This is a genomic window from Pseudomonadaceae bacterium SI-3 (genome assembly GCA_004010935.1).
In the GTDB taxonomy this organism is placed as follows: Bacteria; Pseudomonadota; Gammaproteobacteria; order Pseudomonadales; family Pseudomonadaceae; genus Stutzerimonas.
In genome coordinates this window covers 2,520,144-2,545,987 of record CP026511.1, presented here as the reverse complement: position 1 = coordinate 2,545,987, position 25,844 = coordinate 2,520,144, and the positions used below count along the sequence as shown (strand labels likewise).

21 protein-coding genes and 1 pseudogene are annotated in these 25,844 nt (G+C 60.6%); 8 read left to right on the top strand and 14 right to left on the bottom strand.

The features are described from left to right. Positions 1–30: 30 nt before the first annotated feature. The 3 genes from C1896_12005 (at position 31) to C1896_11995 (ending at position 4,724) form a co-directional block, all read left to right on the top strand. Positions 31–1,929, top strand: a complete 1,899-nt coding sequence (locus tag C1896_12005) for a sigma-54-dependent Fis family transcriptional regulator (protein ID AZZ45550.1) — start codon at positions 31–33, stop codon at positions 1,927–1,929. Between the two features lie 103 nt (positions 1,930–2,032). After that, the gene (locus tag C1896_12000; protein AZZ47648.1) at positions 2,033–4,039 is read left to right on the top strand and encodes a DNA helicase UvrD; all 2,007 of its coding nucleotides are present in this window, start codon (positions 2,033–2,035) and stop codon (positions 4,037–4,039) included. Between the two features lie 64 nt (positions 4,040–4,103). Beyond that, positions 4,104–4,724, top strand: coding sequence for a glutathione S-transferase (locus tag C1896_11995; protein AZZ45549.1), 621 nt, complete (start codon positions 4,104–4,106; stop codon positions 4,722–4,724). Positions 4,725–4,758: 34 nt separating this feature from the next. Here C1896_11995 and C1896_11990 read toward each other — a convergent pair whose 3' ends face one another. The 9 genes and pseudogenes from C1896_11990 to C1896_11950 form a co-directional block, all read right to left on the bottom strand. Continuing rightward, positions 4,759–5,520, bottom strand: a complete 762-nt coding sequence (locus C1896_11990; protein ID AZZ45548.1) for an NAD-dependent deacylase — start codon at positions 5,518–5,520, stop codon at positions 4,759–4,761. Between the two features lie 422 nt (positions 5,521–5,942). Further along, entirely contained in the window at positions 5,943–7,442 is a 1,500-nt protein-coding gene (locus tag C1896_11985; GenBank protein AZZ45547.1) for a methyl-accepting chemotaxis protein, read from the bottom strand. Between the two features lie 129 nt (positions 7,443–7,571). Beyond that, a complete protein-coding gene (locus C1896_11980; GenBank protein ID AZZ45546.1) occupies positions 7,572–8,819 on the bottom strand; it encodes an FAD-dependent oxidoreductase in 1,248 nt (415 codons plus the stop codon). Positions 8,820–8,834: 15 nt separating this feature from the next. After that, positions 8,835–9,011: pseudogene (locus tag C1896_11975) on the bottom strand (short-chain dehydrogenase). Positions 9,012–9,082: 71 nt separating this feature from the next. After that, positions 9,083–9,511, bottom strand: a complete 429-nt coding sequence (locus tag C1896_11970) for a transcriptional regulator (protein ID AZZ45545.1) — start codon at positions 9,509–9,511, stop codon at positions 9,083–9,085. Beyond that, complete coding sequence (locus C1896_11965; GenBank protein AZZ45544.1) at positions 9,508–10,935, bottom strand: deoxyribodipyrimidine photo-lyase; 1,428 nt, start codon at positions 10,933–10,935, stop codon at positions 9,508–9,510. The genes C1896_11970 and C1896_11965 overlap by 4 nt, the downstream gene beginning before the upstream one ends. Further along, positions 10,932–11,873, bottom strand: coding sequence for a helix-turn-helix-type transcriptional regulator (locus C1896_11960; GenBank protein ID AZZ45543.1), 942 nt, complete (start codon positions 11,871–11,873; stop codon positions 10,932–10,934). Before C1896_11960 ends, C1896_11965 begins: the two co-directional genes overlap by 4 nt. A 2-nt stretch (positions 11,874–11,875) precedes the next feature. Continuing rightward, entirely contained in the window at positions 11,876–12,838 is a 963-nt protein-coding gene (locus tag C1896_11955) for a hypothetical protein (GenBank protein ID AZZ45542.1), read from the bottom strand. Positions 12,839–12,978: 140 nt separating this feature from the next. Then, entirely contained in the window at positions 12,979–13,194 is a 216-nt protein-coding gene (locus C1896_11950) for a TIGR02450 family Trp-rich protein (protein AZZ45541.1), read from the bottom strand. A 180-nt stretch (positions 13,195–13,374) separates the two neighbouring features. Between C1896_11950 and C1896_11945 the strand changes: the two genes are divergently transcribed. Together C1896_11945 and C1896_11940 are read left to right on the top strand one after the other, a co-directional pair. Beyond that, entirely contained in the window at positions 13,375–14,274 is a 900-nt protein-coding gene (locus tag C1896_11945) for a TIGR01777 family protein (protein ID AZZ45540.1), read from the top strand. 72 nt (positions 14,275–14,346) lie between these two features. Then, positions 14,347–15,372, top strand: a complete 1,026-nt coding sequence (locus C1896_11940; protein AZZ45539.1) for a ferrochelatase — start codon at positions 14,347–14,349, stop codon at positions 15,370–15,372. Between the two features lie 36 nt (positions 15,373–15,408). Here C1896_11940 and C1896_11935 read toward each other — a convergent pair whose 3' ends face one another. From C1896_11935 to C1896_11915, 5 genes are all read right to left on the bottom strand, one after another. Continuing rightward, positions 15,409–18,045, bottom strand: coding sequence for a histidine kinase (locus tag C1896_11935; GenBank protein ID AZZ45538.1), 2,637 nt, complete (start codon positions 18,043–18,045; stop codon positions 15,409–15,411). A 216-nt stretch (positions 18,046–18,261) separates the two neighbouring features. Then, on the bottom strand, positions 18,262–18,708 hold the full coding sequence (locus tag C1896_11930) for a PAS sensor domain-containing protein (GenBank protein AZZ45537.1): 447 nt from the start codon (positions 18,706–18,708) through the stop codon (positions 18,262–18,264). A gap of 335 nt (positions 18,709–19,043) precedes the next feature. Continuing rightward, complete coding sequence (locus C1896_11925) at positions 19,044–19,415, bottom strand: dihydroneopterin triphosphate 2'-epimerase (GenBank protein AZZ45536.1); 372 nt, start codon at positions 19,413–19,415, stop codon at positions 19,044–19,046. Beyond that, positions 19,415–19,972, bottom strand: a complete 558-nt coding sequence (gene folE / locus C1896_11920) for a GTP cyclohydrolase I FolE (protein AZZ45535.1) — start codon at positions 19,970–19,972, stop codon at positions 19,415–19,417. The genes C1896_11925 and folE overlap by 1 nt, the downstream gene beginning before the upstream one ends. A 287-nt stretch (positions 19,973–20,259) precedes the next feature. Then, a complete protein-coding gene (locus tag C1896_11915; protein AZZ45534.1) occupies positions 20,260–20,658 on the bottom strand; it encodes a DUF393 domain-containing protein in 399 nt (132 codons plus the stop codon). A gap of 94 nt (positions 20,659–20,752) precedes the next feature. Between C1896_11915 and C1896_11910 the strand changes: the two genes are divergently transcribed. From C1896_11910 to C1896_11900, 3 genes are all read left to right on the top strand, one after another. After that, the gene (locus tag C1896_11910) at positions 20,753–21,709 is read left to right on the top strand and encodes a helix-turn-helix-type transcriptional regulator (GenBank protein AZZ45533.1); all 957 of its coding nucleotides are present in this window, start codon (positions 20,753–20,755) and stop codon (positions 21,707–21,709) included. A gap of 109 nt (positions 21,710–21,818) precedes the next feature. Then, the gene (gene pqqF / locus C1896_11905) at positions 21,819–24,344 is read left to right on the top strand and encodes a pyrroloquinoline quinone biosynthesis protein PqqF (GenBank protein ID AZZ45532.1); all 2,526 of its coding nucleotides are present in this window, start codon (positions 21,819–21,821) and stop codon (positions 24,342–24,344) included. A gap of 280 nt (positions 24,345–24,624) precedes the next feature. Then, positions 24,625–25,812 carry a porin gene (locus C1896_11900; GenBank protein ID AZZ45531.1) on the top strand — a complete coding sequence of 396 codons (1,188 nt, stop codon included), beginning with the start codon at positions 24,625–24,627 and terminating at the stop codon, positions 25,810–25,812. Positions 25,813–25,844 lie beyond the last annotated feature (32 nt).

The window sequence follows — 25,844 nt, the reverse complement described above, 5'->3', positions numbered from 1 at the left end:
GCTCATGAATCAGCGCGGAGAAAAACAACAATGACGTCACCGCACATCGCTCGACATGCCCATCAGGTTCTCAGTTTCGGTGAAGGACTGAGCGCGGCCCATGGGCCTGCTTCCGACCCCGCCATCGCTCGCTCCTGGCGGCGTTGCCTGGATCAGCACCGTCTCGACCCAACGAGCGCACGTGCAACCTGCGTAGTCGAGCAGACGCGCCTGCGCGAGCACCGCGAACGGTTGCAGCAGGTGGTCGGTGTGGCGCACTGGCAGATGAACAGCCTGCATCAGCAACTGGGCGGCGCTGGTCATGCGGTCCTGCTGACGGACGCGCGTGGCGTAGTGATCGACAGCGTTTCCAGCGAGGCGGAGCGCACGGAATTCCAGCGCGCCGGCCTGTGGCTCGGAGCTGTATGGGACGAGGCGGTCGAAGGCACCAACGGCGTCGGAATGTGCCTGCTCGAACGCCAGGCCTTGACCATCTGCCGTGACGAACACTTTCGTGGCCGTCATGCCAGGCTGACCTGTTCGGCCAGCCCGGTGTTCGATCCGCAGGGCGAATTACTGGCGGTACTGAACGTGTCATCGGCGCGCGAAGAGCTGTCGCACCAGCAGCGTTTTCACACCATGGCGCTGACCAATCTGTCGGCGAAGCTGATCGAAAGCTGCTTCTTTCTGCAGCATTGCGAGGGCGCCTATCTGCTGCGCTTTCACGCTCAGCCCGAATACATCGGTCTGCTCAGCGAAGGGCTGCTGGCGTTCGATGGTGGGGGCCGAATAAGCGCCGCCAACGATACGGCACTGGGGTTGCTTGGCGCTGGTCGTAACGCCTTGCTGGGGATGTCGCTGGAGCAGGTGTTGGATATTCGTCTGGACGAACTGCTGCAACGCGCCACACCGCAGCCAGGCACCTGCTGGCCGCTTCGCACATTGGACGGCCAGCTGCTGCATGGCCAGCTACGCGGTCCGAAAATGCGCGTGATTCCGGCTCGGGGCAAATGCGCGGAACCACAAACAGCGGGGTTGTGCCTCGAGGACCCATCGCTGCGAAGCCGCTTTCAACGAGCGCTCAAGGTCATGGAGCGGGACGTGCCGGTGCTTCTGCACGGCGAGACTGGAACGGGCAAGGAGGCGTTCGCCGCCGCTCTTCATCGCGCCAGTTCGCGGGCGCAAAAGCCGTTCGTTGCGCTTAACTGCGCCGCTATTCCCGAAACGCTGATCGAGAGCGAGCTGTTCGGCTATCGCGGCGGCAGTTTCACCGGGGCACGCAAGGAAGGCATGGCGGGCAAGCTACAGCAGGCCAACGGTGGCATTCTCTTCCTCGATGAGATCGGTGACATGCCGCTGGCCCTGCAAACCCGGTTGCTGCGTGTATTGGAGGAGCGCCAAGTCTTACCACTGGGCGCTGTCGTGCCGACGCCGCTGGACGTGCGGCTGATCAGCGCCAGTCACCGCGACCTGCAAGGATTGGTCGCCGAAGGGCGCTTTCGCGAAGACCTTTTCTATCGTCTCAACGGGCTAACGGTGGAGCTTTCACCGGTACGAGCGCGCAGCGATCGTGATGCGTTGCTTGATCACCTTACCGAGAAGGAAGCACGGGGGGAGGCCGTACAGCTGGACGCCAGGGCACGCCAGCTGCTCCTTTCTTATGACTGGCCCGGCAACGTTCGGCAGATGCGCAACGTGCTCAGAACCTTGATTGCCTTGGCTGAAAACGGTTCTATCGGCGGCGCTGACGTTGAGGCTGTGCTTCCTGCATACCCGCCGTTAACGATGCACGAGCCAGCCCAGGATCCGCTGGGTCAGGCCGAGCGCGAGGCCTTGTTAGCGGTTCTCGACGCGCGGCAGTGGCACGTCAGTCGCGCTGCGCAACAGCTGGGGATCAGCCGTAACACGCTGTACCGAAAACTTCGCAAGTACGGAATCACTCGAAGCTGACCGGGTACTGCGGGAACACTTGGCGGGCTTGTCGCCTGGAGCCCAGCCGCAAGGCAAAAACCCGTACCATATCGGCCACCTGTCTAGCCCCGGTTGGTTGTTCATGCTGTCTGCCGTCAAGCGCTACAAGCTGCTGGTGTCCAGTGCGCTCGCGCGTTGTTTTCCGCGTACCTCTGCGTACGTTCAGTCTGAAGATGATCTGATTCTGCGTCGCTGGCCGGACGCCGGGGTAAAGTCCGGCGGCAAGTCGGGGCATCCAGGCAAAAAGGTCAGGAAAGCCAAGTCAGCCGCTAAGCCAACGCGCCTTGCAGATACGGCTGCCAGTACCGCGCCCAAGGTCGCGTCCAAGCCCCGAACGAAGGCGCGCAAGCCGGCCGGTGACGGTATCTACGGCCCTGCGAAACTCTGCGTGAACGAGCAACAAATCCAGGCCATGCGCCTGCGAGTAGGGCGGGCGGTGGACGCAGGCGTGATCCGAGCGCCGTCCGACGAGCAATGGGCGATGATTCTTGAAGAGTCGCCAGCAACACGGATATTCGCAGGGGCGGGCTCGGGCAAATCCACGACGCTGGTGTTGCGCGTGGTGTTCATGCTCTGCCATCTGGACATCCCGCCCGAGCGGCTCACGGTGATTTCCTTCACCAATGCCTCGTGCGCCGAGTTGCGCGAGCAATTGATCCGAGTGCTGGGCTTCTGGAATTTCGACTTTGATCCGGCCCGCGCACGTCAGTGCGTTCGTACCTTCCACTCGGCCATGGCGGTGCTGGCCAAGGACCTGCTCGGCAAGCCGCAGTGGTTCGAACAACTGGACGAGAAGGGGGCTTCGCCCACAGAGCTGGACAACCCGCTCACCGCGTCGCGCTTACGGGCCGGCCAGTTGCGGTTGCTGAAAGAGGCGTACCAGCGCTGTTACGCCGAAGACCAACGTTTCCGAGAGCTGGTGCATACCTTGCTAGGTCTCGCTCCGCCGCCCGAGTCTGGCACCCGGCGGGCGGTTCCGCGTGCGCCCTTGGACGGCTGCAAGCTGACCGGCGAGTACAGTGCAGCGCCGTTGTTCGAGGCGTTTTATGTCCAAGCCGGCTTCATCGAAAGCATCGGCATTCGCATCGACCAGATTCAACTGACACGGCTGGCGTGCAAGGAACCCGAGCGTAACTTCATCGAAGTGCTGCAGCTGTTCTGGCGGCATTTCCAGAGCGCTCTGGAAGCCCAGGGCTTGATGACGTTCAACGGTGCGTTCCAAGCCCTCACTCAGCAGCTGAACGGCGGTGGCAAGGTTTCCGGCGATGCGCTGGCACCGTTCAGCCATCTGCTGATCGACGAGTTTCAGGATATATCGCCACAGATCGTTCAGTGGCTGCAGGCGTTGCACGGCACCCTTGCGAGACAGGGTGAAACGGTCAGCCTGATGGCAATCGGTGATGACTGGCAGTCGATCTATGGCTGGCGGGGCAGTTCGCCGGAGCTGTTCATGGACTTCGACAAGTACTTCCCGGCCAAGGGCGGGGCGAAGCAAAGTCGGACGTTGATGCTGGAAACCAACTATCGTTCCATCGAACCGGTAATCCGCGACGGCGAAGCCGTGCTGGCGGGCGTTGCGGTCAAACAGGCCAAAGCCAGCAAGGCGAGCCGCCCAACGCAGCCAGGCGATCACGGCGTGAAACTGATTACCCGTTTCGATATCAAGACCCGTCTGCCCGATCTGATCCGCGATATCCAGACCCAGTGCGACCACGTTGCCGGGCTGCCGAACGCCGACCGCAATGCCGTACTGGTTCTCAGCCGCCGCAACGAGCCCTTGCGGGCCATCGAGGCGCAGCTGGATCGCAAGCTGCCGGTCAAGGCATACACCATCCACCGCGCCAAAGGCCTGCAGGCGGAAGTTGCGATCATCGTCGATGACTGCCTGCCGAGTGAACGCCACCCGCTGCGCAGTGCGTTGTACGCCTACAGTGGCTTCTTTCGGAACAGCTATGACCAGGCCATGGCGGATGAAAACCTGCGGCTGGCGTACGTGGCAATCACTCGCGGTGTAAGCCGGGTGTTCTGGTACACGCAGAAAGCGCAGGGTGCGACGCGGCTGCTTGCTGACAAAGGTAAGGCCCGTTAAGCAGCGGCAATTTACAGCTAGGGTTGAGCGTTGACTGATCGACTAAAGAACAGGAGCGAATCGCATGTTGAAACTCTGGGGCCGAGCGAACTCGACCAATGTGAAGAAGGCGCTCTGGTGCCTTGAAGAGCTGGATGTTCCCTACACACGAATCGATGCAGGCGGCGCCTTCGGAGTCGTAAGCGACGCAGACTATATCGCCAAGAATCCCAACCAGCTGGTGCCATGCCTGGAAGACGGCGCGTTGGTGCTGTGGGAGTCCAATGCCATAGTCCGCTATCTGGCCGCTCGTTATGGGGAAGGAACACTCTGGAGCGCAGACCCTGCCGAGCGCGCAGAGGCGGACAAATGGATGGACTGGGTCACCTCGTCGCTGGCCGCTCCCTTCCGCACGGTGTTCTGGAACATGGTGCGCACTGCGCCGGATCAACGCGATATGCCAGCAGTACAGATGGCAATCGGCGAGTGCGGAAGGTTGTTGGCTATCGCTGACCATGCCCTCTCGAAACAACCCTATCTGGGTGGCGTCTCGTTCGGCATGGGCGACATCCCGCTCGGCTGCTTCGCCTACGCCTGGTTCGAGATGCCCATCGAGCGCCCGGACCTACCGCACCTGCGCAGCTGGTATGAGCGACTGCTAGAGCGTCCGGCCTATCAGGCGGCGGTGGTCACGCCACTGACCTGAAGCGTGTGGCTCTGCAGCCAGGCTGGTACGGCGCTCAGCGGTCACCAAAGGCCAGCTCGACCAGTGGTGGCAGCTGCTCACCAGCGAGCCCTGCCAACGCAAATTCCCGCTCGCTGTGATCGGTATTTGGCTGCGGGTTGACGTGGACCACTACGGCTCCGGCCCGCCAGGCCAGTCCCGGGACTTCAGCAGCGGGGTAGACCATCCCGGAGGTGCCGACCGAAATGAGCAGATCGCAGGTCTCTGCGGCAGCGAAGGCGGTATTCAGTGCTTCGGTCGGCAGGCTTTCGCCAAACCAGACGACGCCGGGGCGCAGCTTTGCGCCGCAGGCATTGCAGCGCGGCGGCTCCAGTCGGCGTCCACCTTCGGGCTCGTCCGGCATACCCAGCGGTGTGTCGGGGCGCTCGCCGCAGTTGAAACAACGTGGCTGATGCAGGCTGCCATGCAGGTGAATGACGTCGGTGCTGCCCGCGCGCTCGTGGAGGTCGTCGACGTTCTGGGTGACAAGCGTGAGGTGAGGGACGTGGCGGGCCAGTTCGGCAATGGCCACGTGCGCAAGGTTCGGCTGGGCCTGCAGCACCTTCATCCGACGCCACTCATACCAACCCCAGACCAGAGGCGGATCGGCTAGGAAGGCTTCGGGCGTTGCCAGCGACGCCGCGTCGAAACGCTCCCATAACCCGGTGAGTGAGTCGCGAAAGGTCGGAATACCGCTTTCTGCCGACACGCCTGCGCCTGTAAAAACCACAACGTGCCTGGCACTACGCAGCGTGTCGACCAATGAGGCTGGGATCATGAGCTGACTCCTCTGTGCGGCGATTGAGCTGAAAGCGACCAATACCATTCAAGGCACCCAGGTGCCAAAAAAAAGACGGTCACTCCATAGCGACTGCCAGTGAGGCCATTCGTTACTCAAGCTCCAACGTTTCAGAGTATCGGCGTCGCTACGCTCGTGGGTAATCGCTGTGGGCGCGGGCATAGGCTAGACGGCTGCATCGTTAGTAGATGCTGCGGACCGTAGCTTGTATGTCGCCAAACGTAGAGGGCGAGACCAGGTAAGCGTCGCGATCCTTGACTCACGCACCGTTCGGGAATGACCGGCCCCTGAGGTTTGATAGCGGCTTCGTACGGCTGATGTTCCGCACTGTAGTCACTCCCAAGGGGCTGATAGCAGGGAAGGCCGCGGGCTCCGGTGTACAACCGAAGCCCTGATGTCATTTATGAACGAACGGCGAAGCGTCCGCTGAGCGTGCCCAGTCGTGAGGCCAGCGCAGTCAAGCCAACGCTGTCCTGCTCCAGCTTGCTGGCATCTACAGCGTTCTGCTCGGCGATCTGCTGAACGCTCTGCAGGTGGCTGGCGATATCCGCGGAAACCGCAGTCTGCTCATGGGTTGCGGCAGCGATCAGCTCGTTCATATGACTGATGGATTCGATCTCCTGTGCCATGGATTCCAGCAGCACCGTCGTGTGCTGGCTGTCTTCGACGCAACGGGCCACGCTCTGCCGGCTGACCTGCATCGAATCGGCGGCTTTGCGGCTGCTTTGCTGCAGGCGCGTGATGATCTCTTGAATCTCGCGAGTAGAAGTCGCCGTTTTCTGCGCGAGGTTACGCACCTCATCGGCAACCACCGCAAAGCCTCGGCCTTGTTCCCCGGCCCGAGCGGCCTCGATGGCGGCGTTCAAGGCCAGCAGGTTGGTCTGTTCGGCGATGCTACGGATCACTTCGAGCACGCGCCCGATCTGCTCGGACTGGGCGGCCAGGTCTTGCATGACCTCGTCGGTTCCGTCGATGCGCTGCGCCAGCTGGGCAATTTCCTGACGGCTGGTCGCGACCGATTGCCGGCCCTGTCCCGCCTTCGCGTTTGCGGCTTGTGCCGCTTGTGCCGCCCGATCGGCATGACCGGCGACTTCTTCGATGGCGGTCGACATCTGCTGCATTGCATCGACCATTTGTGCGGTTTCGCCCAGTTGTAGATCGGCACCGTCGCGCATTTGCCGGGTTGCGGCGCTCAGGCTGCCAGCCGTCCCGTCGAGCCCGCGTGCATCGATTACCACCGCACTGACCAATTCGGACAGTTGATCAAGCAGCTGATTGAACCGCTCGCCTACCGGCCCGCTGGCTGCGGAGCGATGGTTGAGGTCGATCCGTTCAGGGTTGCGGGTGATCTCGGCCGCAGCGCTCAGCAGCGCTTCGCCTTCGCGCGCTTCGGCGTTTCCGCGTATCGCCAGATAAATGAGGATGGCACTCTCAAGTACCACATAAAACGCATGCAGGAAGACTTCACCCCAGGTGCCATGGGGCATCAGGAACACCTCGGCACCTTGCTGCTGTAGTGCAAAGAACGCCAGGTGATGCACCGCGATGGTCGCAGCAGCCACGACGATGGGCAGCCAGTCCCGGTAATACACCAGGAACGCGAGCAGGGCGAAGATGCCGAAGTGCATCTCCAGCATGCCGTGCTCCTGGTTGATGTGCAGCGCTGACATGACCATGAACGCAGCGCCGATGAGGCAGCGCATCAGCCGCTCGCCTGAAATCAGTGCGTTGAGCACTGTCATCGCGAGCGCGGTACCGCCACCCACGACGATGGCCTGTGCCCAGCTGCCGCTCATTGCTGCCAAACCGAGCGCGTATACGAAGAGAAACCACAGCACGCCGAGCATGATTCGATCGGCCTTGCGGTAGTAGTCTTGCATGGTGAAGGTCGTGCTGTTCATCGAATGCCTCTCGTAAAGCGCTCGGGCGCGCATCGCTATATCGGCTGGCTTTTAACTGGAACTCAGACCGCTCATCGGCTCATGGCCGGTTCGTGGCATGGAAGACTCGGGGTGCTGTGTGAGTTGCGTTCAACCCCGGTTGCCCAGCGCATCGGCCACCCGCATCGCACTGACCACGCCGTCTTCATGAAAGCCATCACCCCAGTAGGCGCCACAGAAGTAGCTGTGATTCGGGCCGCACAGTTCATCGGCGCGATTTTGTGCAGCGATTCCGTCCAGGCTGTATTGCGGATGAGCATAGGTGTAGCGCCCGAGAATCCGCGAAGGGTCGATGAAGCGGGTCTGGTTCAGGCTGAGGCAAAACGTTTCCGGCGCTTCGATACCCTGCAGTAGGTTCATGTTGTAGGTGACCGCTGCCAGCTGCTCGCCCGGACTGCCGAGGCGGTAGTTCCAGCTGGCCCATGCCAGCGGGCGCTTTGGCAACAGCCGGGTATCGGTGTGCAGCACCACGTCGTTATCGGCATAACGCAGTGCGGCCAGAATCTGCTGTTCGGCCGAAGTCGGTGCGTTTAGCAGCCTCAACGCCTGGTCGCTGTGACAGGCAAAGATGACTTTGTCGAAACGCTCGGCACCCTGCGCACTGACGACCGTCACGCCCAGGCGATCGCGGTTCACTTCGAATACCGGGCAGTTGAGCCGGACGCGCTGGCTGAAGCCCTGGGTCAGCGGTCCGACATAGGCACTTGATCCACCCTCGATCACATACCACCGAGGCCGTTGGCTGACCGGCAGTAACCCGTGGTTCTTGAAGAAACGAACGAAGAACAGCAGCGGGAAACCGAGCATTTCATGCAGCGACATCGACCAGATTGCAGCCCCCATGGGCACGATGTAGTGATCGATCAAACGTTGGCTATAGCCGCCCCAACGCAGGTATTCGCCGAGCGTGACGTGCGGGGCTATGCGCTGATTGGCGTAGTCGTCGAGGCTCTCCTTGTTGAAGCGCAGAATGTCGCGGACCATGTTCCAGAAGGAGGGCGACAAGAGGTTGCTGCGCTGGGCGAAAAGACTGTTTAGGTTATTGCCGTTGTATTCCAGGCCGGATAACGGATCGCTCACCGAGAAGCTCATTTCGGTCGGTTTGAAGGCCACGCCGAGACGCTCGATCAGTTCGATGAAGTTGGGATAGGCCCGTTCATTGAATACGATAAAGCCGGTATCGATTGCGTAATCCCGACCCAGCAGACTGACGTCCACCGTATGCGTATGTCCGCCAAGCCAGCCAGCTGCCTCGAACAGGGTGATGTCGTGCTCGCGATGCAGCAGGTGCGCGCTCGTCAGGCCGGAGATACCGCCTCCGATGATCGCCACTTTCATGACCGTTTTCCTTGATCAACGGCGCGCCATGCGCTGGCCCAGTGCGTACTGCAGGCGTGCCGGTAGTAGAGAGGTGGAACGCAGTGCGGCGACAAACGCCGCCAGAAAGACGATGCCATGCGGCTGCCGATCAAGCTTGCCGGCGATTTGGCGTGCTGCCCGTTCTGCTGGCCAGCGCTTGGGCATTGGGAAGCCCTGCTGACCGGCCAATGCCTGACCAGGCCCGCGGCTCGCGCTGGTCAGCCAAAGGCATTGCGACGGGCTCATGCGATTCTCCGGTGCAACCAGCGAATCATCGATCCGACAACGGGAACGTGTTGATAAATCAAGGCGCCTGCGTCGAAATAATCGCGATGACGCACCACCTTGCCAGCCGCATTCCAGCGCAGCATGGTGCAACCTTCCAGGCTGATGAGCTGGCCTTGATTGAGGCGGGGATGGCGAAAGCTCATGACCCAGCGGAGATAACCTTCGCCTTCCCGCACCTCGTCGAAGGCGAAAAACTCGAAGTCGAGTGACGTGAGATCGGCGTACAGCTCTGCAAAATAATCGTGCAGCTGGGTTAGCCCGCAGATTTCATGCAACGGGTCTGTGAAATGGATGTTGTCGGCATAGAGCTCGGCAAGGCGGTCGAGATTGCGTACATCGAGCCGCGCGAAGTTGGCCGAAAACTGCTGCAGAAAGCCGCTCACAGCACCTCTCCCAATTGCCTGAATGCTGAAAGCGCACGCTCACGGCTCATTGGCAGATCGATGATAGGAGACGGGTACTCGACGCCTGAAAACAGCCCGTTCAGCTTCGCCGGGTTGTGGATTCCGCGTTTGTCCAATTCCGCCAGCTCGGGCAGCCAACGCCGCAGGAACCGGCCGTCCGGGTCGAATTTGGCCGACTGACTTTGCGGGTTGAACAAGCGGAAATAAGGCACCGAATCGGTCCCCGTCGAGGCGCTCCACTGCCATCCGCCATTATTGGCGGCGAGGTCGCCATCGATCAGGTGCTGCATGAACCAACGCTCACCTTCGCGCCAGTCGATCAACAGGTTTTTGCTCAGAAACATGGCGACGATCATGCGCAGGCGATTGTGCATCCAGCCCGTGGCCAGCAATTGGCGCATGGCGGCATCGATGATCGGAAATCCGGTACGGCCCTGCTGCCAGGCCGCCAGCTCATCCGGTGCGTGACGCCAGGGCAGGGTATCGGTTTCTCGCCGGAACCCCCGGCCCATCGAGACGTGTGGATAGCCGACCAGTACATGTTTGTAGAACTCTCGCCAGAGCAGTTCATTGATCCAGGTGACCGCACCGGGATTGCCGCTGTCGTGTTCGCCCCGATTAGCTCTTAAAGCGGCATGCAGGCATTGCCGAGGGGAAATGACGCCTGCAGCCAGGTAGGCGGAAACTTGGCTGGTACCCGGCTCGGCGGGGAAGTCGCGACGTTGTTGATAGTCCGCCAGGTCGTCTTCGGCGAACTTTGCAAGGCGAAGTTGGGCGAAGTCTTCGCCAGCCGGCCACAGCGAACGCAGATAGTCGCTGGGTTGGGCGAAACCATCGACTGCCTGCGGCACCGAGTCGCTGACAACCAGCAGCGATGCCTGGCGATCCGGGACGGGGAGACACGCGGGAAGTGACTGTGTCAGCCGGGCATAACACACCTTTCGGAACTGGCTGAAGACCTTGAAGTAACCACCCGACAGCGTCGTGATGGTCCCTGGTGCAAACAACAGCTGATCAAGGTGGCGACGCATGTCGGTGGGCGTTTTTCGCAGCGCTCCGGCGACCGCCTCGTCACGGCGCTGCTCGTTCACACCGTACTCGTCGTTGACGTGCAGGGTACTGATCTCATGGGTGTGGCAAATATCAACAATCACCGCCGGCACTGCCTGCCAGTCTTCAACGGTGCGGATCAGCAGCGGGACGTTCAGTTCCGAGAGGCGTATCGACAGTTCGGCCAGATTGCGTAGCCAGAAATCGACCTTGCACGGCGCGTCGTCATGGGCGAGCCACTGCCCAGGTGTAATCAGATAGAGCGCCACGGTCGGACCGGTGCTCATCGCGGCAGCCAAGGCGCTATTGTCACTGACGCGCAAATCGGTGCGTAGCCAGAGAAGCTGGTTCATTCCCGATACCCTTTGAGATTTTCAAGCAGCGGCCCATCCTGCAGGACTTCGAGGGCGGCGAGGGGGTCGATGGCGAGGGTCAGGCCAGGTACGTCGCGCAGTTCGGCCAGGTGGATGCTGGCTGCAGGCCCTGCCAACAGCAGCGGCATACCGTGCGGGTCGGCCAGGCGCGGCAGTTGGCGCTTGAGGTAGCCACTATCCAGCGACTGGCTGGCATAGAGCAGCAGGCCACGCGGTTTGATCCGTTCCAGCGCCAGCGGCAGTTCCGCCAGCGGCACCGACCACTCGATTACCTCGGCAGGGCAACCGGCGCTGGAGACCAGCCAGGCGCTGAGCCACAAGCCCGGCTCGAAGCGCTGCTCGCATAGGGTCATTAACAACAACGGAGCGCCGTTGTGCTGGCGGTTGCTGTGATAGATGCGGGTGCCGAGCTTAGTTCGCAGCCATGAACAGAACAATCCACGCTCGAGCTCCGCACCGAACGAGCTGGTCCAGCGTTGTTCGAGGCTCAGCAGCAAGGGCATTAGCAGGTGCTTGCACAGGGTAAGTGGTGGATATAGAGACAGCGCACGGTTGAAGCTGTCGTCTAGCTGTCGCTCGGAAAGGTCGGTGACGGCCTGATACATCTGGTCGTGCATTCCGGCCCACTGGTTATGTTCGGTGGGATTGGTGCTCTGGCGGGCGTCCAGCAACTGCTTGACTTGACCGACTGCAACGCCCCGGTTGAGCCACTTGAGAATGCTCTGGATGCGCTTGACGTGACTGTCGTCATAGAGCCGATGGCCCTTGGGCGTGCGACGCGGCACGATCAGCCCGTAACGACGTTCCCAAGCCCGCAGGGTGACCGGATTGACTCCAGTAAGGCGCGCGACCTCCCTGATCGGAAACCAGCCGTCTTCACGACTGGGGTCGATCTCATCATCAATATTCAGGGTCATGTTTAGATGCCGTTGCGTAGGCTGAGGTCTTCTGGATGGGGCTGCATATACACCTGGCTGGCCACGTAACGGTCCGGATGACGGCGGAAGTGGTGCTTGAGCAGCGTCATCGGTACGACGAGGGGCACGATGCCCTCGCGGTATTGGCTGATGAGACGTTGCAGCTCCTGCTTGTCGTCGCCGCAAAGATCGTTCTTCAGATAGCCGCTCAAGTGCTGCAGGACATTGCTGTGCGTGCCGCGCGAAGCTGTGGTTTTGAGCGCTGCCATCAGCCGGCTGAAATAGACCGGTGCGAACTCGTCCAGCGGCTTAGTGCCGACCGTCCCGACCAGCCGACCGAGGGCTTTGTATTGCAAGGGGTTGGTCGCCATCAGCTGGTACTTGTGTCGCGAATGGAATTCGACCAACGCCTTGCGGGTCAGCCCGGCTTCGAGCAAACGCTGCCATTCGGCGTAGGCAAAGATTCGGGTAAGGAAATTTTCCCGCAGCACAGGGTCGTTTAGCCGGCCGTCTTCTTCAATGGGCAGGTCCGGCCGCGCTTCCATTAGTGCATGAGCGAACAGGCCGGAGCCGCCACCGTCGATGGGATGCCCATTGGCCTGGTAGACCTTGACCCGCTCCATTCCGCAGGAGGGGGATTTCTGCATCAGGATATAACCGCTGATATCACCCAGTTCGCGGGCGATCTGCTTGCCGTAAGCGGTCAGGGCTTCACTGACATCCAGCTCCGGGTGCACGGTGCCAACTGCGCGAGGGCTGTCGGGATCGCCGACCAGGCGGATTGGCTCACGTGGCGTACCGAGACCTATGGCGACCTCCGGGCAGACCGCCACGAACTCGAAATGTTTGGCCAGCGTTTCGCTGCATAGCCGCGATTCCTTATGGCCGCCATTGAACCGCACCGGGCTGCCGAGCAGGCAGGCACTGATACCGACTTTGATTGCGGGACGAGAGGCATTGGGCATGGGGATGACCTCACTGTGTTCCTGTACAGATAAGAGGTTCTGTACAATATGTGGAGATCATAAGCGCTTACTTGTACAGGTCAATAGCCCGTGTACAAGAAGTGTTGATGCGGCTATCGCCTAGCGAGCGCGACGGTTCGTTACCGCCAGCCAAACAGCCATTGCTGATCGTCTTGCAGCGCGTGCCAATCAATCCATTGGCTGCGTCGAGTGAGGACGGCCTGCAGCTCCACCTTCAGCAAAACGTCATCTTCATCCCGTAGGAGCTCCGTGACGAGAAAGTGTTTTTCCTTGTTCTGTGGTCGAGTAGCTGTCCATTTAGAAAGCAGCAGCTTGTCTGGATTGAATCGATTCATAGCGACTGGACGCCGGTGAGAGACTGGATGTGCATTGGCCACCTGTTTGCCAAGTTGTACATGGACTACGCTTGCACTACTAAGTTATACAGCAATCGATGGCTGTATAGGTGTAACATCAGAACGTAGCAGCTCGCGGAGTCATAGGCGCGAGCCCACAGCTGACTTGCGGAGGCCGCAATGAACATATTGCTCACCGGCGGGACCGGCCTGATCGGTCGTGCACTGTGTAAACACTGGTTGTCTCAGGGCCATCAGCTCTGGGTCTGGAGTCGGTCACCCGAGCAGGTGGCGGACCGTTGCGGCGAGTCAGTAACGGGCATCGGCGATCTGGGCGAGCTCGATCAGGTCCGGCTTGACGCGGTTATCAACCTTGCAGGTGCGCCGATTGCTGATCGTCCCTGGACCAAATCCCGCCGTCTGTTGCTTTGGAACAGCCGTATCAAGCTAACCGAGCAGTTGGTTGAATGGCTTGCAACCAGGCAACAAAAGCCTGCCCTGCTGATTTCCGGCTCGGCCGTTGGCTGGTATGGCAACGGTGGTGAACGAGAACTGAGCGAGGATGACAGCGCGGTTAGCAACGATTTCGCTAGCCAGCTCTGCGCCGCCTGGGAGGAAAGTGCCACGCGAGCTGAGTCGTTGGGCATTCGTGTGGTGCTGGTCCGAACGGGGCTGGTGTTGGCAGCTCATGGCGGGTTCCTACAACGGCTCAGACCCTTGTTCGCGCTCGGGCTGGGAGGCAGACAAGGTAGTGGTCGTCAGTGGATGCCGTGGATTCACATGAACGACCAGATCGGTCTGATAGATTTTCTGTTGCACCAGCCAGGTGCTGCTGGGCCCTACAATGCCTGCGCACCTCAGCCAGTGCGTAATGCCGACTTTGCCAAGGCGTTCGCAGCGAGTTTGGGGCGACCAGCAGTTCTGCCGGTACCGGCGCTGGCCTTGAAGGTCGGTCTGGGTGAGCTGTCGGGTTTGATTCTAGGCGGTCAGAAAGCCCAGCCGTTGCGATTGCAGGCCGCGGGGTTCCAGTTTCGCTTCGTGACGTTGGATGCGGCATTGGCGGACCTGCGCAAGGCGTAGTCGCTATGTGAAAATAGCGCCGCGGCCAACGGGTTGCGGCGCGCTCCATTAAATCAGTAGTTGGAAATGTGCATGTCAGAGCAGGCGTTGTTGTTGGTCAATCTGGGTTCCCCGGCGTCCACTGAAGTGGCTGATGTACGCCGCTATCTCAACCAGTTTCTGATGGATCCCTATGTCATCGACCTGCCTTGGCCAGTTCGCCGGTTGCTGGTCTCGCTGATCCTGATCAAGCGCCCGGAACAGTCCGCACATGCCTATGCTTCCATCTGGTGGCCAGAAGGATCACCACTGGTGGTGCTCAGTCAACGCCTTACCGACGCCGTCCGCCCGTATTGGAAAGAGGGCTCCGTGGAACTGGCGATGCGCTATGGCGAGCTGTCCATTGAGCGCTCGCTGCTGAAATTGGCTGGGCAGGGCATCCGGCAGGTCACTTTGGCGCCGTTGTATCCACAGTTCGCCGACAGCACCACGACCACCGTCATCGAAGAGGCGCGGCGGGTGATTCGTGAGCGAAAGCTCGACATTCAGCTGTCGATACTGCAGCCGTTTTTCGACCAGCCGGAGTACCTCGATGCGCTGGTTGCGAGCGCTCAACCGCACCTGGAACAACCCTTCGACCACCTGCTGCTGAGCTTTCACGGCTTGCCTGAGCGGCATCTGCGCAAGACGGATCCAACCGGCGCGCATTGTCTGAAAACCGTTGATTGCTGCCAGCGTGCCGAAGGTGCCGTCCTTGCCAGTTGCTACCGCGCGCAGTGCATCCAGAGCGCCGCTGCGTTCGCCGAGCGCGCCGGCTTGCAGCCCGAACAGTGGTCGGTGTCGTTTCAGTCGCGACTAGGGCGTGCCAAGTGGATCGAACCCTATACCGAGGCGCACCTTGAAGAGCTGGCTGCCAGGGGGGTTAAGAAGTTGTTGGTGATGTGCCCAGCGTTCGTGGCCGACTGCATCGAAACGCTGGAGGAAATCGGTGATCGAGGCCGCGAACAGTTCGTGGCGGCCGGAGGCATGGATCTGCAGTTGGTCCCTTGCCTGAACACTCATGAGCAGTGGGTGCAGGCTTTGATTACTCTGTGCCGTCGGGCGCCGCTGGCGTTGTAAGCGGCCCGTCTCGGCGTGAGGGTGCGGAAACGACCCTCACGTCACGGGTTCTAGCGCGAGCGCTTCGAATGCTTCCAGCGGAACGGGGCGGCTGAACAGGTAACCCTGAAACATGTCGCAGCCATTGGCGATCAGCAATGTCCGCTGTTCCTCCGTCTCGACCCCTTCGGCAATCACCTCCAGCTTGAGCCCGGACGCGAGTGCACAGGTGGCTCGGATGATGGTCTGGCTGCTGGCATCTTCGACCAGCTGACGGACGAACGACTGGTCGATCTTCAGTTGATCAAGTGGTAGTCGCTGCAGGTAGGCCATTGATGAGTAACCTGTGCCGAAGTCGTCAATCGAGAACCGAATGCCGTGCTGCTTCAGGGTTCTCATCCGAACCACCGCTTCTTCCATGTCATCGAGTAACAAGGACTCGGTGATTTCAAGCTTCAGCAGTCGCGGATTGGCGCCGGTACGCTGCAGCAAGGCTAGCACCCGATCCACGAAGTCGGCTTGGTAGAGCAGGCTCGCACTGAGGTTGACCGCGAGCGTCAGTGCCGCCTGGGATGGCTGTTTGGCCCACGTGGCGAGCTGCTCGCAAGCCTGGGTGAGGACTACGAAATCCAGTGCTTCGATCAGCCCCGCACGCTCTGCAGGCCCGATGAAGTGAACTGGGGTGAGCAAGCCGCGTTGCGGATGTTGCCAGCGCACCAGCACTTCAGCACCGACGAGTCCACGATGACGTTCGATCTGGGGCTGGAAATGAATCACGAACTCGCCGGCCGTCAAACCACGCCGGATCTCGTCTTCCAGGCGCAGGCGCTCTTGCACGGCTAGCTGCATGCGCGGGTCGAAGAAGCGCAGGGCGTTTTTGCCGGCTTGTTTGGCTTCGTACATCGACATGTCGGCGCGCTTCATCAGCTCTTCCGCGTCACCGTCGTTGCTGTTGAGCAGTACCACACCAATGCTGGCGCTGCTATGCACCAGTAGCGAGCCCAGTCGGTAAGGCTGACCAAGGGCCGAAAGGATCCTTTCGCCTATCTGCTCGGCCTGGGCTGCTGCGTATTCCGCCTTGGCATCCAGGTCCTCGAGCATGACTACGAACTCATCACCTCCGAGGCGGGCAACTGTGTTGACACCGCGGACCTCACCGCTCAGTCGTTCGGCCACCATACAGAGCAACTGGTCGCCGGCCTGGTGACCATGAAGATCATTGATGTTCTTGAAGTTATCAAGATCGATGAACATCAACGCGCCGTATTGCTGGCTGCGTACAGTGGCGGCCAGGGCCTGCTTGAGACGATCGAGCAGCAGCCGGCGGTTGGGCAGGCCGCTCAGGGGGTCGTAGAACGCAAGGTTATGGATGCGCTCTTCGGCTTGCTTGCGCTCGGTGATATCGGTAAAGGCGGCCACGTAGTTGGAAATGGCGCCCTGGGCGTCGAGCACTGTGCTGATCGACAGCCATTCAGGGTACACCTCGCCGGTCTTACGACGGTTCCAGATTTCACCCTGCCAGGCGCCGGTCTGCTGGATGCTGCGCCACATGGCCAGATAGAAATCGGGCGAGTGACGGCCCGAGGCGAGTAGGCGCGTGTCCTGTCCGATGGCCTCGTCTGCACTGTAGCCGCTGATCTCAGTGAATGCCTGGTTGACCCGCAAGATGCGGTTCTTGGCATCGGTGATGATCATGCCCTGCTGTGACTCGAACGCGATCGAGGCGATGCGACGCTCCTGTTCGGCGCTGGCACGCTCGCTGATATCCCGGCTCAGGCACACCACCGCTGGCTTGTACGGTTGCGCCAGCTGCAAGCGCTGCGCGCGCACTTCAAATACCTTCAGGCCGTCCACCGTCTGGGTGGAATATTCGAGCAGGCCGGGTGCGCCGAGGGAAAGTGTTTCACGAATCAATTCGCGGAAGCGTTCTGCCTGACGGGGTGGGAGTACGTCCTCCACTGTCTTTCCGATCAGGCTTTGGTCACCTTCTTGAAGCGGCGCGGAGCCGTTGGAGATCACTTCCAGGTAGCGGCCATCCTCATCGAGCACCAACAGCACGTCGGGAATCGCCTGGGTGATGGCCCTCAAACGCGCCTCACTGAGATGCATTGCTCGTTCGATCTGGTCGCGTTTGAGCAGATCTGCCAAGAGCAAGCCCAACAGCATTACCGCCATTGGTAGTACCAGCAACATAGGCACCGCAACCTGCTCAAGGGTAGGAGCTACCAGATGTGCGGGTAACAGCAGCAGCGAGGCTACGACACCGCCATGTAACACCAGTCCAAAAAGTAGCAGCTGGAAGATACCAATCCCGATCTGGCCCCGGCGGTGGAAATGGCGATAGACAAGGCCCAAGACGATCGGCAGCAGTACGTTGATCAACCCGACCCAGACGCCCGCGCCGCCGACCCAAAGCCGATACGCGCCGGCAATCAGCCCAGCGATGCCCGCAGCGATCGGGCCTCCGAACAAGGCCGCCATGCTCAGCACGACAGTGCGTGCATCGAAGATGACCCCGTCCTGCACGGAAATAGGCATCAGCATGCCGACAATGCAGGCACCGCCGAACCAGATGCCAGCTGTGCATTGCGCCCATCGCTGATGGCTCTGCCCCCAATGACGCGCTGTAACGGAAAGCAGCCAGCAAAGCGCAAGGAGCACCGTTGCGTTTTCAACGAAAGCATAGGAAGTCAAGGAAGCGGATCCGGATTCAGCCGCCGTCCAGGTTGGCGGGAATGTAGTGGCAGATGGCAATTATTCGTGTTTTCCCGGCAGTCTGCATCAATAAATGCACCTGCCGGTCACAAACAAGGTGCCGCGACCTCAGGGTGTGGCTTATACCAAGCCTTATCGGCACCCCTGAAGCAGGCTGAAGCGTCGTCGGGTGATAACTGACCTACGGTAAGCCGGTTAGCTCTGCAGGGCCGCCAGTTGCTCTCGGAGCTGCTGGACTTCGGCTTCAAGCTCGCGGACCCGCTGCTTGGCCTCGACTTCAGGGGTGACGTCTTTCTGGATGCCGATGTAATAGGTGAGCTGGTCACCTTCGTTGAATACGGGCGTGATGGACAGTTCGTTCCAGAACGCACTGCCATCCTTGCGGTAGTTTCGGATGATCTGGCGGCACGGCGTGTTGTTGCGAACCGCTTCGCGTATTGCCGCAAGACCTGGCTGGTCGCGGTCATCCGCCTGCAGGAAGCGGCAATCCTGGTAAAGGATGTCGTCGACCTCGTATCCCGTCAGGCGCTGAAATGCGGGATTAGCGTAGATCAGGATATTGTCGTCACCTTCCTGCTCGGCTACCACGATACCGTCGTTGGAGGCTTCGATTACCAGTTGCAGCAGCTTGGCGTTGATCATCAGGGTGTCTCTTGTGCGTTTCACGGCATTCTAGAACAACTACCTGAAAGCTGGCACACGGCTTTTTGTAGCGAGGCGGTTCTGCCCTTTGGCCGCAACCATTGGCCGCCGAACAACTGGCCGCGAAAGAGGTGTTCGCGAAACGGCGGAACTGCTCGCTACGACGTGGCCGCCGTCGGCTGAAGTGCGGGGCGTCAATGCCGAGTCCTCGGCGCGGGATAGGCAGCATGCCGGCGCCGAGCCAGAACGGTAGCAAGAATATTGATAACGAAAAGGCATCGGCGCGTATCGGATAGAGGGTTAGCCGCAGGTTGTCGTTCAGTTATCAAACGGCCTCAGCGGCTCCCGGCAAGTGTGATCGAAACCGATTCGGCAAACCGCAGTGCGTGCGGCTTGTCGACCTCGACCTCGGCGTACTCGACGCTGGGCCGGCTCATGACCAAGTCCAGGATCTCCTGGGTCATGCGTTCCAGCAGGCTGAACCGGTTGCTCTCGACGTGGCCAATGACCGCTTTGGTCAGGGTCCGATAGTTCAGTGCGGTGTCTATGTCGTTGTCGCGTACCGCATCGACTGCCTTGTAGAGGACCGTCAGGTTGATCAGCACGTCCTGCTTGTTGAGGATTTCATCTTCGTTGATGCCGATGTAGGTGCGCAGACGCAAATCCTTTACCCGGATACGCGCCAAACCGGGTTCCAGCCGAGACATCAGCGATTTCCTCCGATCAGCTGCAGGAACTCCATCCGGGTGGTACAGGATTCGCGGAACGCACCCAGCATCACCGAGGTGTTCATTAGCGAGTTCTGCTTCTCAACCCCGCGCATCATCATGCACATGTGCTTGGCTTCGATGACCACCGCAACGCCAGCCGCACGCGTCACTTCCTGAATCGCCTCGGCGATCTGGCGGGTGAGGTTTTCCTGAATTTGCAGGCGGCGTGCATACATGTCGACGATGCGTGCAATCTTAGACAATCCGAGTACCTTGCCGGTCGGGATGTAAGCCACGTGTGCTTTGCCAATAAAGGGCAGCATATGGTGTTCGCAGAGAGAATAGAGCTCGATGTCTCGTACGATGATCATCTCGTCGCTGTCCGAGGCGAACAGGGCTCCGTTGACCACTTCCTCCAGGCTCTTGCCATATCCATTGCACAAATACTGCATGGCCTTGGCGGCGCGTTTCGGGGTGTCGAGTAAGCCTTCGCGCTGTGGGTCTTCACCGACCCCCAGAAGTATTTGGTGAAAATGGCCGGGTAGTTCGTTCATGAGTGATCCTCTGGGAAGCCGTCCATAGGCAAACCATGCATGTTATTCGTGGCAAAGGCGCCAGCTGAGCGCGGACCTGATCCTCGTCACTGGTTGATGCAAAGCTATACCAAATATTAATGCTGTACAAGAATTAGCGGAAATCTGGCGCGCTGGAACTGTCGCTAGGTTTCTCGTAAACCTTTGTTCACGGGGCGGCTGGCGATCCCGAGCAAATGCAGGACGAACGGTGCGGGCTCAAGCGAGCTTGCAGACTGTAGAGGTTTCGTTGCGCAACGGACTGGGAGTCAACGAGGACCGCAACGGTCCGTGCAGCGGCTGCTGCCGTCGGGATGGGGTAGCCAGCCGAGATAAGGCCGCGCCAGACTGAACAGCCAATAGGCAAGCAGCAGCAATGGCCGTAACGGCCGCCAGCCTAGCGGCGCGGCCCATTTCCCGAGGCCTGCCGCGCGCCAGCTCCAGTAGGTTGCGTCGAGGCCAGTCAGCCAGTGTCCGTCGGCGCTGCGCGCATGTAACTTACTGCGGAGCTGGTCGACGGATCGGTCCTCGCTGACGAAACCAGGCGTGCTGATATCCACCAGCTGCAGGCACTCCTGCGTGGCATGACGCCGCAGCCAGATGACCTCGCGGGCGCAGAGCGGGCAGGCACCGTCGACATAGAGCGTAAGCGGTAGTTTCGGAGGCATTGCACAATCCTGTACTTGTATAACCTCTGTACAGCCTATGCCTGCAGACCCTGAGTTACAATGCGCCCATTCCCTTGCATGAGCTGTCCGCGTCATGACTGAATTTGCCCGTGCTTCTTCGCTACTTTCGTCTTCATCGCTCAAGCAGGAAGAGTTGTTCCCGATCCGAGAGGTATCACGCCTGACCGGTGTCAATCCGGTCACCCTGCGTGCCTGGGAGCGCCGCTATGGCTTGATCCAACCGACCCGCACCGAGAGCGGCCATCGTCTGTATTCGATGGCCGATGTCGAAGCGGTGCGCAGTATAGTGGCATGGACGGAGCGCGGCGTGGCGGTGAGCAAAGTGGGCAGCATTCTGTCGCGCAGTGCCGCAACCCGAGCGGCGGTGCCACCCGAGCAGCAGGAGGCTGTCGCTGGCGAATGGGGCGAATGGCAGGCTCAGGTGCAGCGGGCAATAAGCAGTTTCGACGAGAGCCGCCTCGATCGGGTCTATGGACAGATCTTCTCGACCTATCCATTACCGGTCGTTTTTCAGGATGTGCTGTTGCCGTTGTGGCAGCAGTTACTGGTGCGCCAGGATGAGTTCGGTCGGACCAGCGAGTGGCTCTTTTTGGACAATTTCTTGCGTGCCCGCGTGCTGCAGCGACTGCAACTTGCGCGAGCCCAGGCGGAAGATCGCGTGCTGCTGGCGGCTGTGCCAGGACAATGCCGCGAGCTGGAGCTATTGATTGCCGGCCTGCTGCTTTCCGGTGACGAGGTTGCCGCCAGTGTGTTGGCCATCGGCCAACCGCTGGATGAGCTGACCCTGATCTGCGAAAAGGTTCGCCCGCGCGCATTGGTGCTGTATTCCAATGTTCCGCCCAACGCAGCCTTGCTCAAGCAGTTTGCCAAGCTTGCACTCAGCCTCGACTGTCCTCTGGCTATGGCGGGTGAGGCCGCCGAGTTTTCCCAGGAAGGACTGCGCGGGTCGCCCATTGCCTGCCTGGGTAATGCCGGCAAGCTGATGCAGCGCCGTCTGCTGCAGTTCCTCGATGGGCATCTGGACACCTGAAGACGGCCGGACTTGCGGAGCTGGCCCCAGGGTTTGATGCTTAAGCATCATTGTGCCAAGCGAACCTCGGCGCGATCCTCCCAGACTCACAGCCGGAACACGTCGCCCAATGCACTCGTCAGCCGATCCTGTCCAGCAGCCGTCGCAAACTGTTCTTCCCAATGGGCTGCGCGTGCGCCTGATGCCGTTGCTTGGCAGCTCGCAGGCCGCAGCACTGGTGCGAGTCCACGCCGGTTCGCATGACGCGCCGAGTGCCTATCCTGGGTTGGCGCATTTTCTTGAGCATCTGCTGTTTCTCGGCAGCCGGAATTACACTGCGGCAGAAGGTCTGATGCCCTTCGTTCAAGGATGTGGAGGGCAGCTGAACGCATCGACCCGTGAACGACATACCGACTTTTTCTTTCAGCTGCCAGCCGACCAGCTCGAAGAGGGCTTGCGTCGTCTCGTAGATATGCTCGCCAATCCGTTGCTGGACCCTGGTGCGCAGCTGCGTGAACGCGAGGTGCTGCAGGCCGAATACCAAGCGCGTGCGCAGGACGCAGAAACGCTATGCGACGCGGCGCTTGGACACGCGATCGACCCAACCCATCCGTTCGCTGGCTTTCATGCAGGCAACCGCGACACGCTCCCGGTAGAGGACGCAGCCTTTCAGGAGGCTCTGCTTGGCTATCATCGGCGGTTTTACCACGCCGGCCAGATCGAGCTGCTACTGGCCGGGCCTCAGCACGAAGAGGTCTTGCAGTGTCTCGCCGAGCAAATGGACGCTGGGCTCGCCAGCCATCCCTTGGTGCGGCGCGAAGTCCCGCCTTTGCGCTGTAAGGCTAACGGCTGGTTTCGCTTGCAGCTCAGCACTGCTCAGCCACGCTTGTTGCTGGCGTTCGCGCTTGACGGATTGCCGGAGCACGCCGTACCGGCGCTGGATTACCTGTCCGCCTGGCTCGCGTCCGAAGCGCCAGGTGGGCTCACCCAACGCCTGCGTGATGCCGAATTGGTTCAATCGGTAAAGCTGCGCATTCCTTATTGGTATGCGGGGCAGGGCGTTGTGGTCGTCGAGCTGTTGCCGACGGAGCGAGGAATGGCGGCACCGGCTGAGCTGGTCGAAGCCGTGCTCGACTGGTTGCGTTTCTTTTCCGACGATGCACGTTGGCAGCCATGTCATGAGGAATATCAACGCATCCGCCATCGAAGCCTGCAGAATGCCGAACCGCTGACACGGCTACGGTACTGGGTGGATCCGCTGGCCTGGAACCTCAACAGCGATGAAGCTGCGATCAAACAGGCGCTTTCATTGCTCTCGGCGCAGATGCTCGGTTGCGCGCCGCTGGTCCTTATCACCGACAAGACCAGCTGCGCGGCCATTGAAACCAGCGGCTTTCCGCTGCGCCTGCAGTCCGAACCGCCGCAGCGGACAGTGCCCGCTGACTGGGGCTGGCAACAGCCAGCTGCGAATCCCTGGTTAACACCCGGATTGCTGCGCTATGAAGCGGCTGATATCCCGCCTGCACTGCGTTGGCAGGGTCCGGAAGACATGAGCGGACAGGGCGCTTTGTTTTTACGCTGGCAGTTCATGCGAGGCGAGTCTTTCCCCGCCTTGTCGCATACCCTGACGCATGCGCTGCAGTCAGCTGCTTGGGCTGCCCAACAAGCCGGTGTAGCGCTGCGTTTCGAGGATCTCGGGGATGCCTGGTGCCTCAGGCTGGAAGGCTTTGCCGAGGCCATACCGGCAATTCTGAGCGACATAACGCCCGTGCTTAGCGCGCCGCCAGCCGCGGCGTTTACCGAGGGCCAAGCACTGGCTGAACGCGACGCGGCACTCAGCAGCGATGTGATGCTGGTTCGGCAGCTGCTCAATCGCCTGCCTCGGCTGCTGATGGATCCGACTGCGGCCCCAGGCCAGACCGCAGCTTCATCCTCACTGGCTCGGCTGTGGCAAACGGCACAGTGGCAAGGCCTGGCCATCGGCTTCGCGTCGTCCATAAGCGGACCGCTGACCGATGCGATCCACACGCTGCCAGGAACACCCGCGCTATTCCCGGTCGCTCGCAGCGTGCCAGCAACGGTGAAACGCTGGCATGACGTCAGTGGCGCCGCCGCGATGCCCGAAACGGCATTTCTGCTGTTCTGCCCGTTGCCAGACCGTACCGCCAAATGCGAGGCCTCCTGGCGTGTGTTGGGGCGGCTGATCGAAGCGGACTTCTTCCGACGGTTACGGAGCGAGCTGCAACTGGGGTACGCCGTGTTCAGTCGCTTCTGTCAGTTCGACGAGCACGCCGGGATGCTGTTCGCCGTGCAGTCACCGACCGCCTCGGCGAACGAGATTCTCGATCACGTCGAGCAATTCCTCAGCGACAGCACAGTGAAACTGGCCGAACAAGATGAAGATGTGATCGAGCGAGCCGCACGCCAAGCCAGCGACCGGCACGTAGCCAGCGCATCGGACTTCCGCGCCCAGGCCGAACAGGCATGGCAGAGTCTGCAAGCAGGACATGAGATTGATCGACCCATCGAGATTGCCGCTGCGATGCGGACCCTTCAGCGACAGGATCTGACGGCGGCCCTGGAGGCACTGCGCTTGGCCCGCGCGGGCTGGGTGGCTGTCGCCAATGCGCCAGCACCTGATTCAGGCTGGACCTGACGCCCAATCCCACCGCAACTTCACTCGGCAGTTTCGCTTTCTGACCAGCCTCCGGCGGCTTCGGCGCTGTTGTCTTGCGTCTGATGATCGACCTAAGCGTAACGGTGTACGACCTAAGCGCTAGTCCGAACGGAACGGCAGGGAGGGCCTTTCCGCTCGCATCAGTGGTCGTGGCGAAAGTAGTAGCCAGTCGCCGCTATTGGAGCGTATGGCCCTTCGGTTGTGCTTTCGATAATCCGCCTCGACACGACTGCCTGTCGTCACATCAGCGGAGAGCGCCATGCACAACAAGAAGAAAGCGGTTACCACCTTACTGCCGTTGGCCTTAGCCAGCGCGATTGGCATGACCCTTAGCCAGTCGGCCGTTGCCGAAATCATGCTTTATGACAAGGATGACACCACCTTTACCGTCGACGGCTACTTCAACACCTTCTACGTCAGCAGTGATGTCGATCGCGCCGGGGAGCGGTTCGACCGGGACCAGTCCCGCGTGAAGATGGGTTTCCTGCCTAACTACATCGGTTTCAACTTCGGCAAGCAGCTCGAAGAACTCAAGGTCGGCGGTCGCTCCTCCTTCTGGGTCACGATCAACGACAGCGATACCAACGGCACCGAGACCGGTATCGACGTGCGCCAGTTCTACGGCACGGCGTCGAACGATCAGTGGGGCGAGGTGCTCTTCGGTAAGGATTTCGGCTTGTTCGGCCGGTCCAACATATTCCTTGACGAGATGCTGACCGGATACGGCCAGGTCAGCGACACCCTGGGCCTGGTGGATTTCGGCGGCGTGTCCTTCGGCAACATCGGCACGGGTTACCCGTACCCGTTCCCGACTTCCCAGGTGACCTATCGCTCGCCAGTGATGAGCGGCCTGCGTGTGGCAGTCGGCATCATGGACCCGGTCGATACCACGAACGATGCCAGCAGCGCGCTGGACGAGGCCTATCAGGACAGTCCTCGTTTCGAAACCGAGATCACCTACCAGTTCGAAGTGGCAGGCGCTCAGATCTATTCGTGGGTCAACGGCATGCAGCAGACCTCGAAGAACACCGACAGCACCGTCGACGAGGTCGACTCCCAGGGCATCGGCTACGGCGTACAGGCCAAGATGGCTGGGTTCTCCGTCACTGCGTCAGGCTTCCAGGCCGAGGGTATCAACCCGTTCTATACCAACAACGCAGGCGAAGCCCAGCTGCGTGACGTCGACAGCGACGGCTACCTGCTGCAAGGCTCGTACTCGTTCGGCAAGAACCGCATCGCGCTGTCATCTGGCAAGACCAAGGATGACGGCAATGGTCTGGGAACGGCGGCCGATTACGAAACCCGGGGCATCGCGTATTTCCGCACCATCAATGACAACCTGAAACTGGTGGCGGAAGTGAACCAGTTCGAGTTGACCGGTCGGGATACCAGCGCCATCGACGAGGACACGCGTACCTACGCCATTGGTGCCGCGTTGAGCTTCTAACCCAGCCTGCGACAACCAGACGGATGCCTTTC

Bases quoted from the DNA above. Each gene is read 5' to 3' on its own strand.
- C1896_12005 (AZZ45550.1), top strand. From the start codon at position 31: ATGACGTCACCGCACATCGCTCGACATGCCCATCAGGTTCTCAGTTTC.
- C1896_12000 (AZZ47648.1), top strand. From the start codon at position 2,033: ATGCTGTCTGCCGTCAAGCGCTACAAGCTGCTGGTGTCCAGTGCGCTC.
- C1896_11995 (AZZ45549.1), top strand. From the start codon at position 4,104: ATGTTGAAACTCTGGGGCCGAGCGAACTCGACCAATGTGAAGAAGGCG.
- C1896_11990 (AZZ45548.1), bottom strand. From the start codon at position 5,520: ATGATCCCAGCCTCATTGGTCGACACGCTGCGTAGTGCCAGGCACGTT.
- C1896_11985 (AZZ45547.1), bottom strand. From the start codon at position 7,442: ATGAACAGCACGACCTTCACCATGCAAGACTACTACCGCAAGGCCGAT.
- C1896_11980 (AZZ45546.1), bottom strand. From the start codon at position 8,819: ATGAAAGTGGCGATCATCGGAGGCGGTATCTCCGGCCTGACGAGCGCG.
- C1896_11965 (AZZ45544.1), bottom strand. From the start codon at position 10,935: ATGAACCAGCTTCTCTGGCTACGCACCGATTTGCGCGTCAGTGACAAT.
- C1896_11960 (AZZ45543.1), bottom strand. From the start codon at position 11,873: ATGACCCTGAATATTGATGATGAGATCGACCCCAGTCGTGAAGACGGC.
- C1896_11955 (AZZ45542.1), bottom strand. From the start codon at position 12,838: ATGCCCAATGCCTCTCGTCCCGCAATCAAAGTCGGTATCAGTGCCTGC.
- C1896_11950 (AZZ45541.1), bottom strand. From the start codon at position 13,194: ATGAATCGATTCAATCCAGACAAGCTGCTGCTTTCTAAATGGACAGCT.
- C1896_11945 (AZZ45540.1), top strand. From the start codon at position 13,375: ATGAACATATTGCTCACCGGCGGGACCGGCCTGATCGGTCGTGCACTG.
- C1896_11940 (AZZ45539.1), top strand. From the start codon at position 14,347: ATGTCAGAGCAGGCGTTGTTGTTGGTCAATCTGGGTTCCCCGGCGTCC.
- C1896_11930 (AZZ45537.1), bottom strand. From the start codon at position 18,708: ATGATCAACGCCAAGCTGCTGCAACTGGTAATCGAAGCCTCCAACGAC.
- C1896_11925 (AZZ45536.1), bottom strand. From the start codon at position 19,415: ATGTCTCGGCTGGAACCCGGTTTGGCGCGTATCCGGGTAAAGGATTTG.
- folE (AZZ45535.1), bottom strand. From the start codon at position 19,972: ATGAACGAACTACCCGGCCATTTTCACCAAATACTTCTGGGGGTCGGT.
- C1896_11915 (AZZ45534.1), bottom strand. From the start codon at position 20,658: ATGCCTCCGAAACTACCGCTTACGCTCTATGTCGACGGTGCCTGCCCG.
- C1896_11910 (AZZ45533.1), top strand. From the start codon at position 20,753: ATGACTGAATTTGCCCGTGCTTCTTCGCTACTTTCGTCTTCATCGCTC.
- pqqF (AZZ45532.1), top strand. From the start codon at position 21,819: ATGCACTCGTCAGCCGATCCTGTCCAGCAGCCGTCGCAAACTGTTCTT.
- C1896_11900 (AZZ45531.1), top strand. From the start codon at position 24,625: ATGCACAACAAGAAGAAAGCGGTTACCACCTTACTGCCGTTGGCCTTA.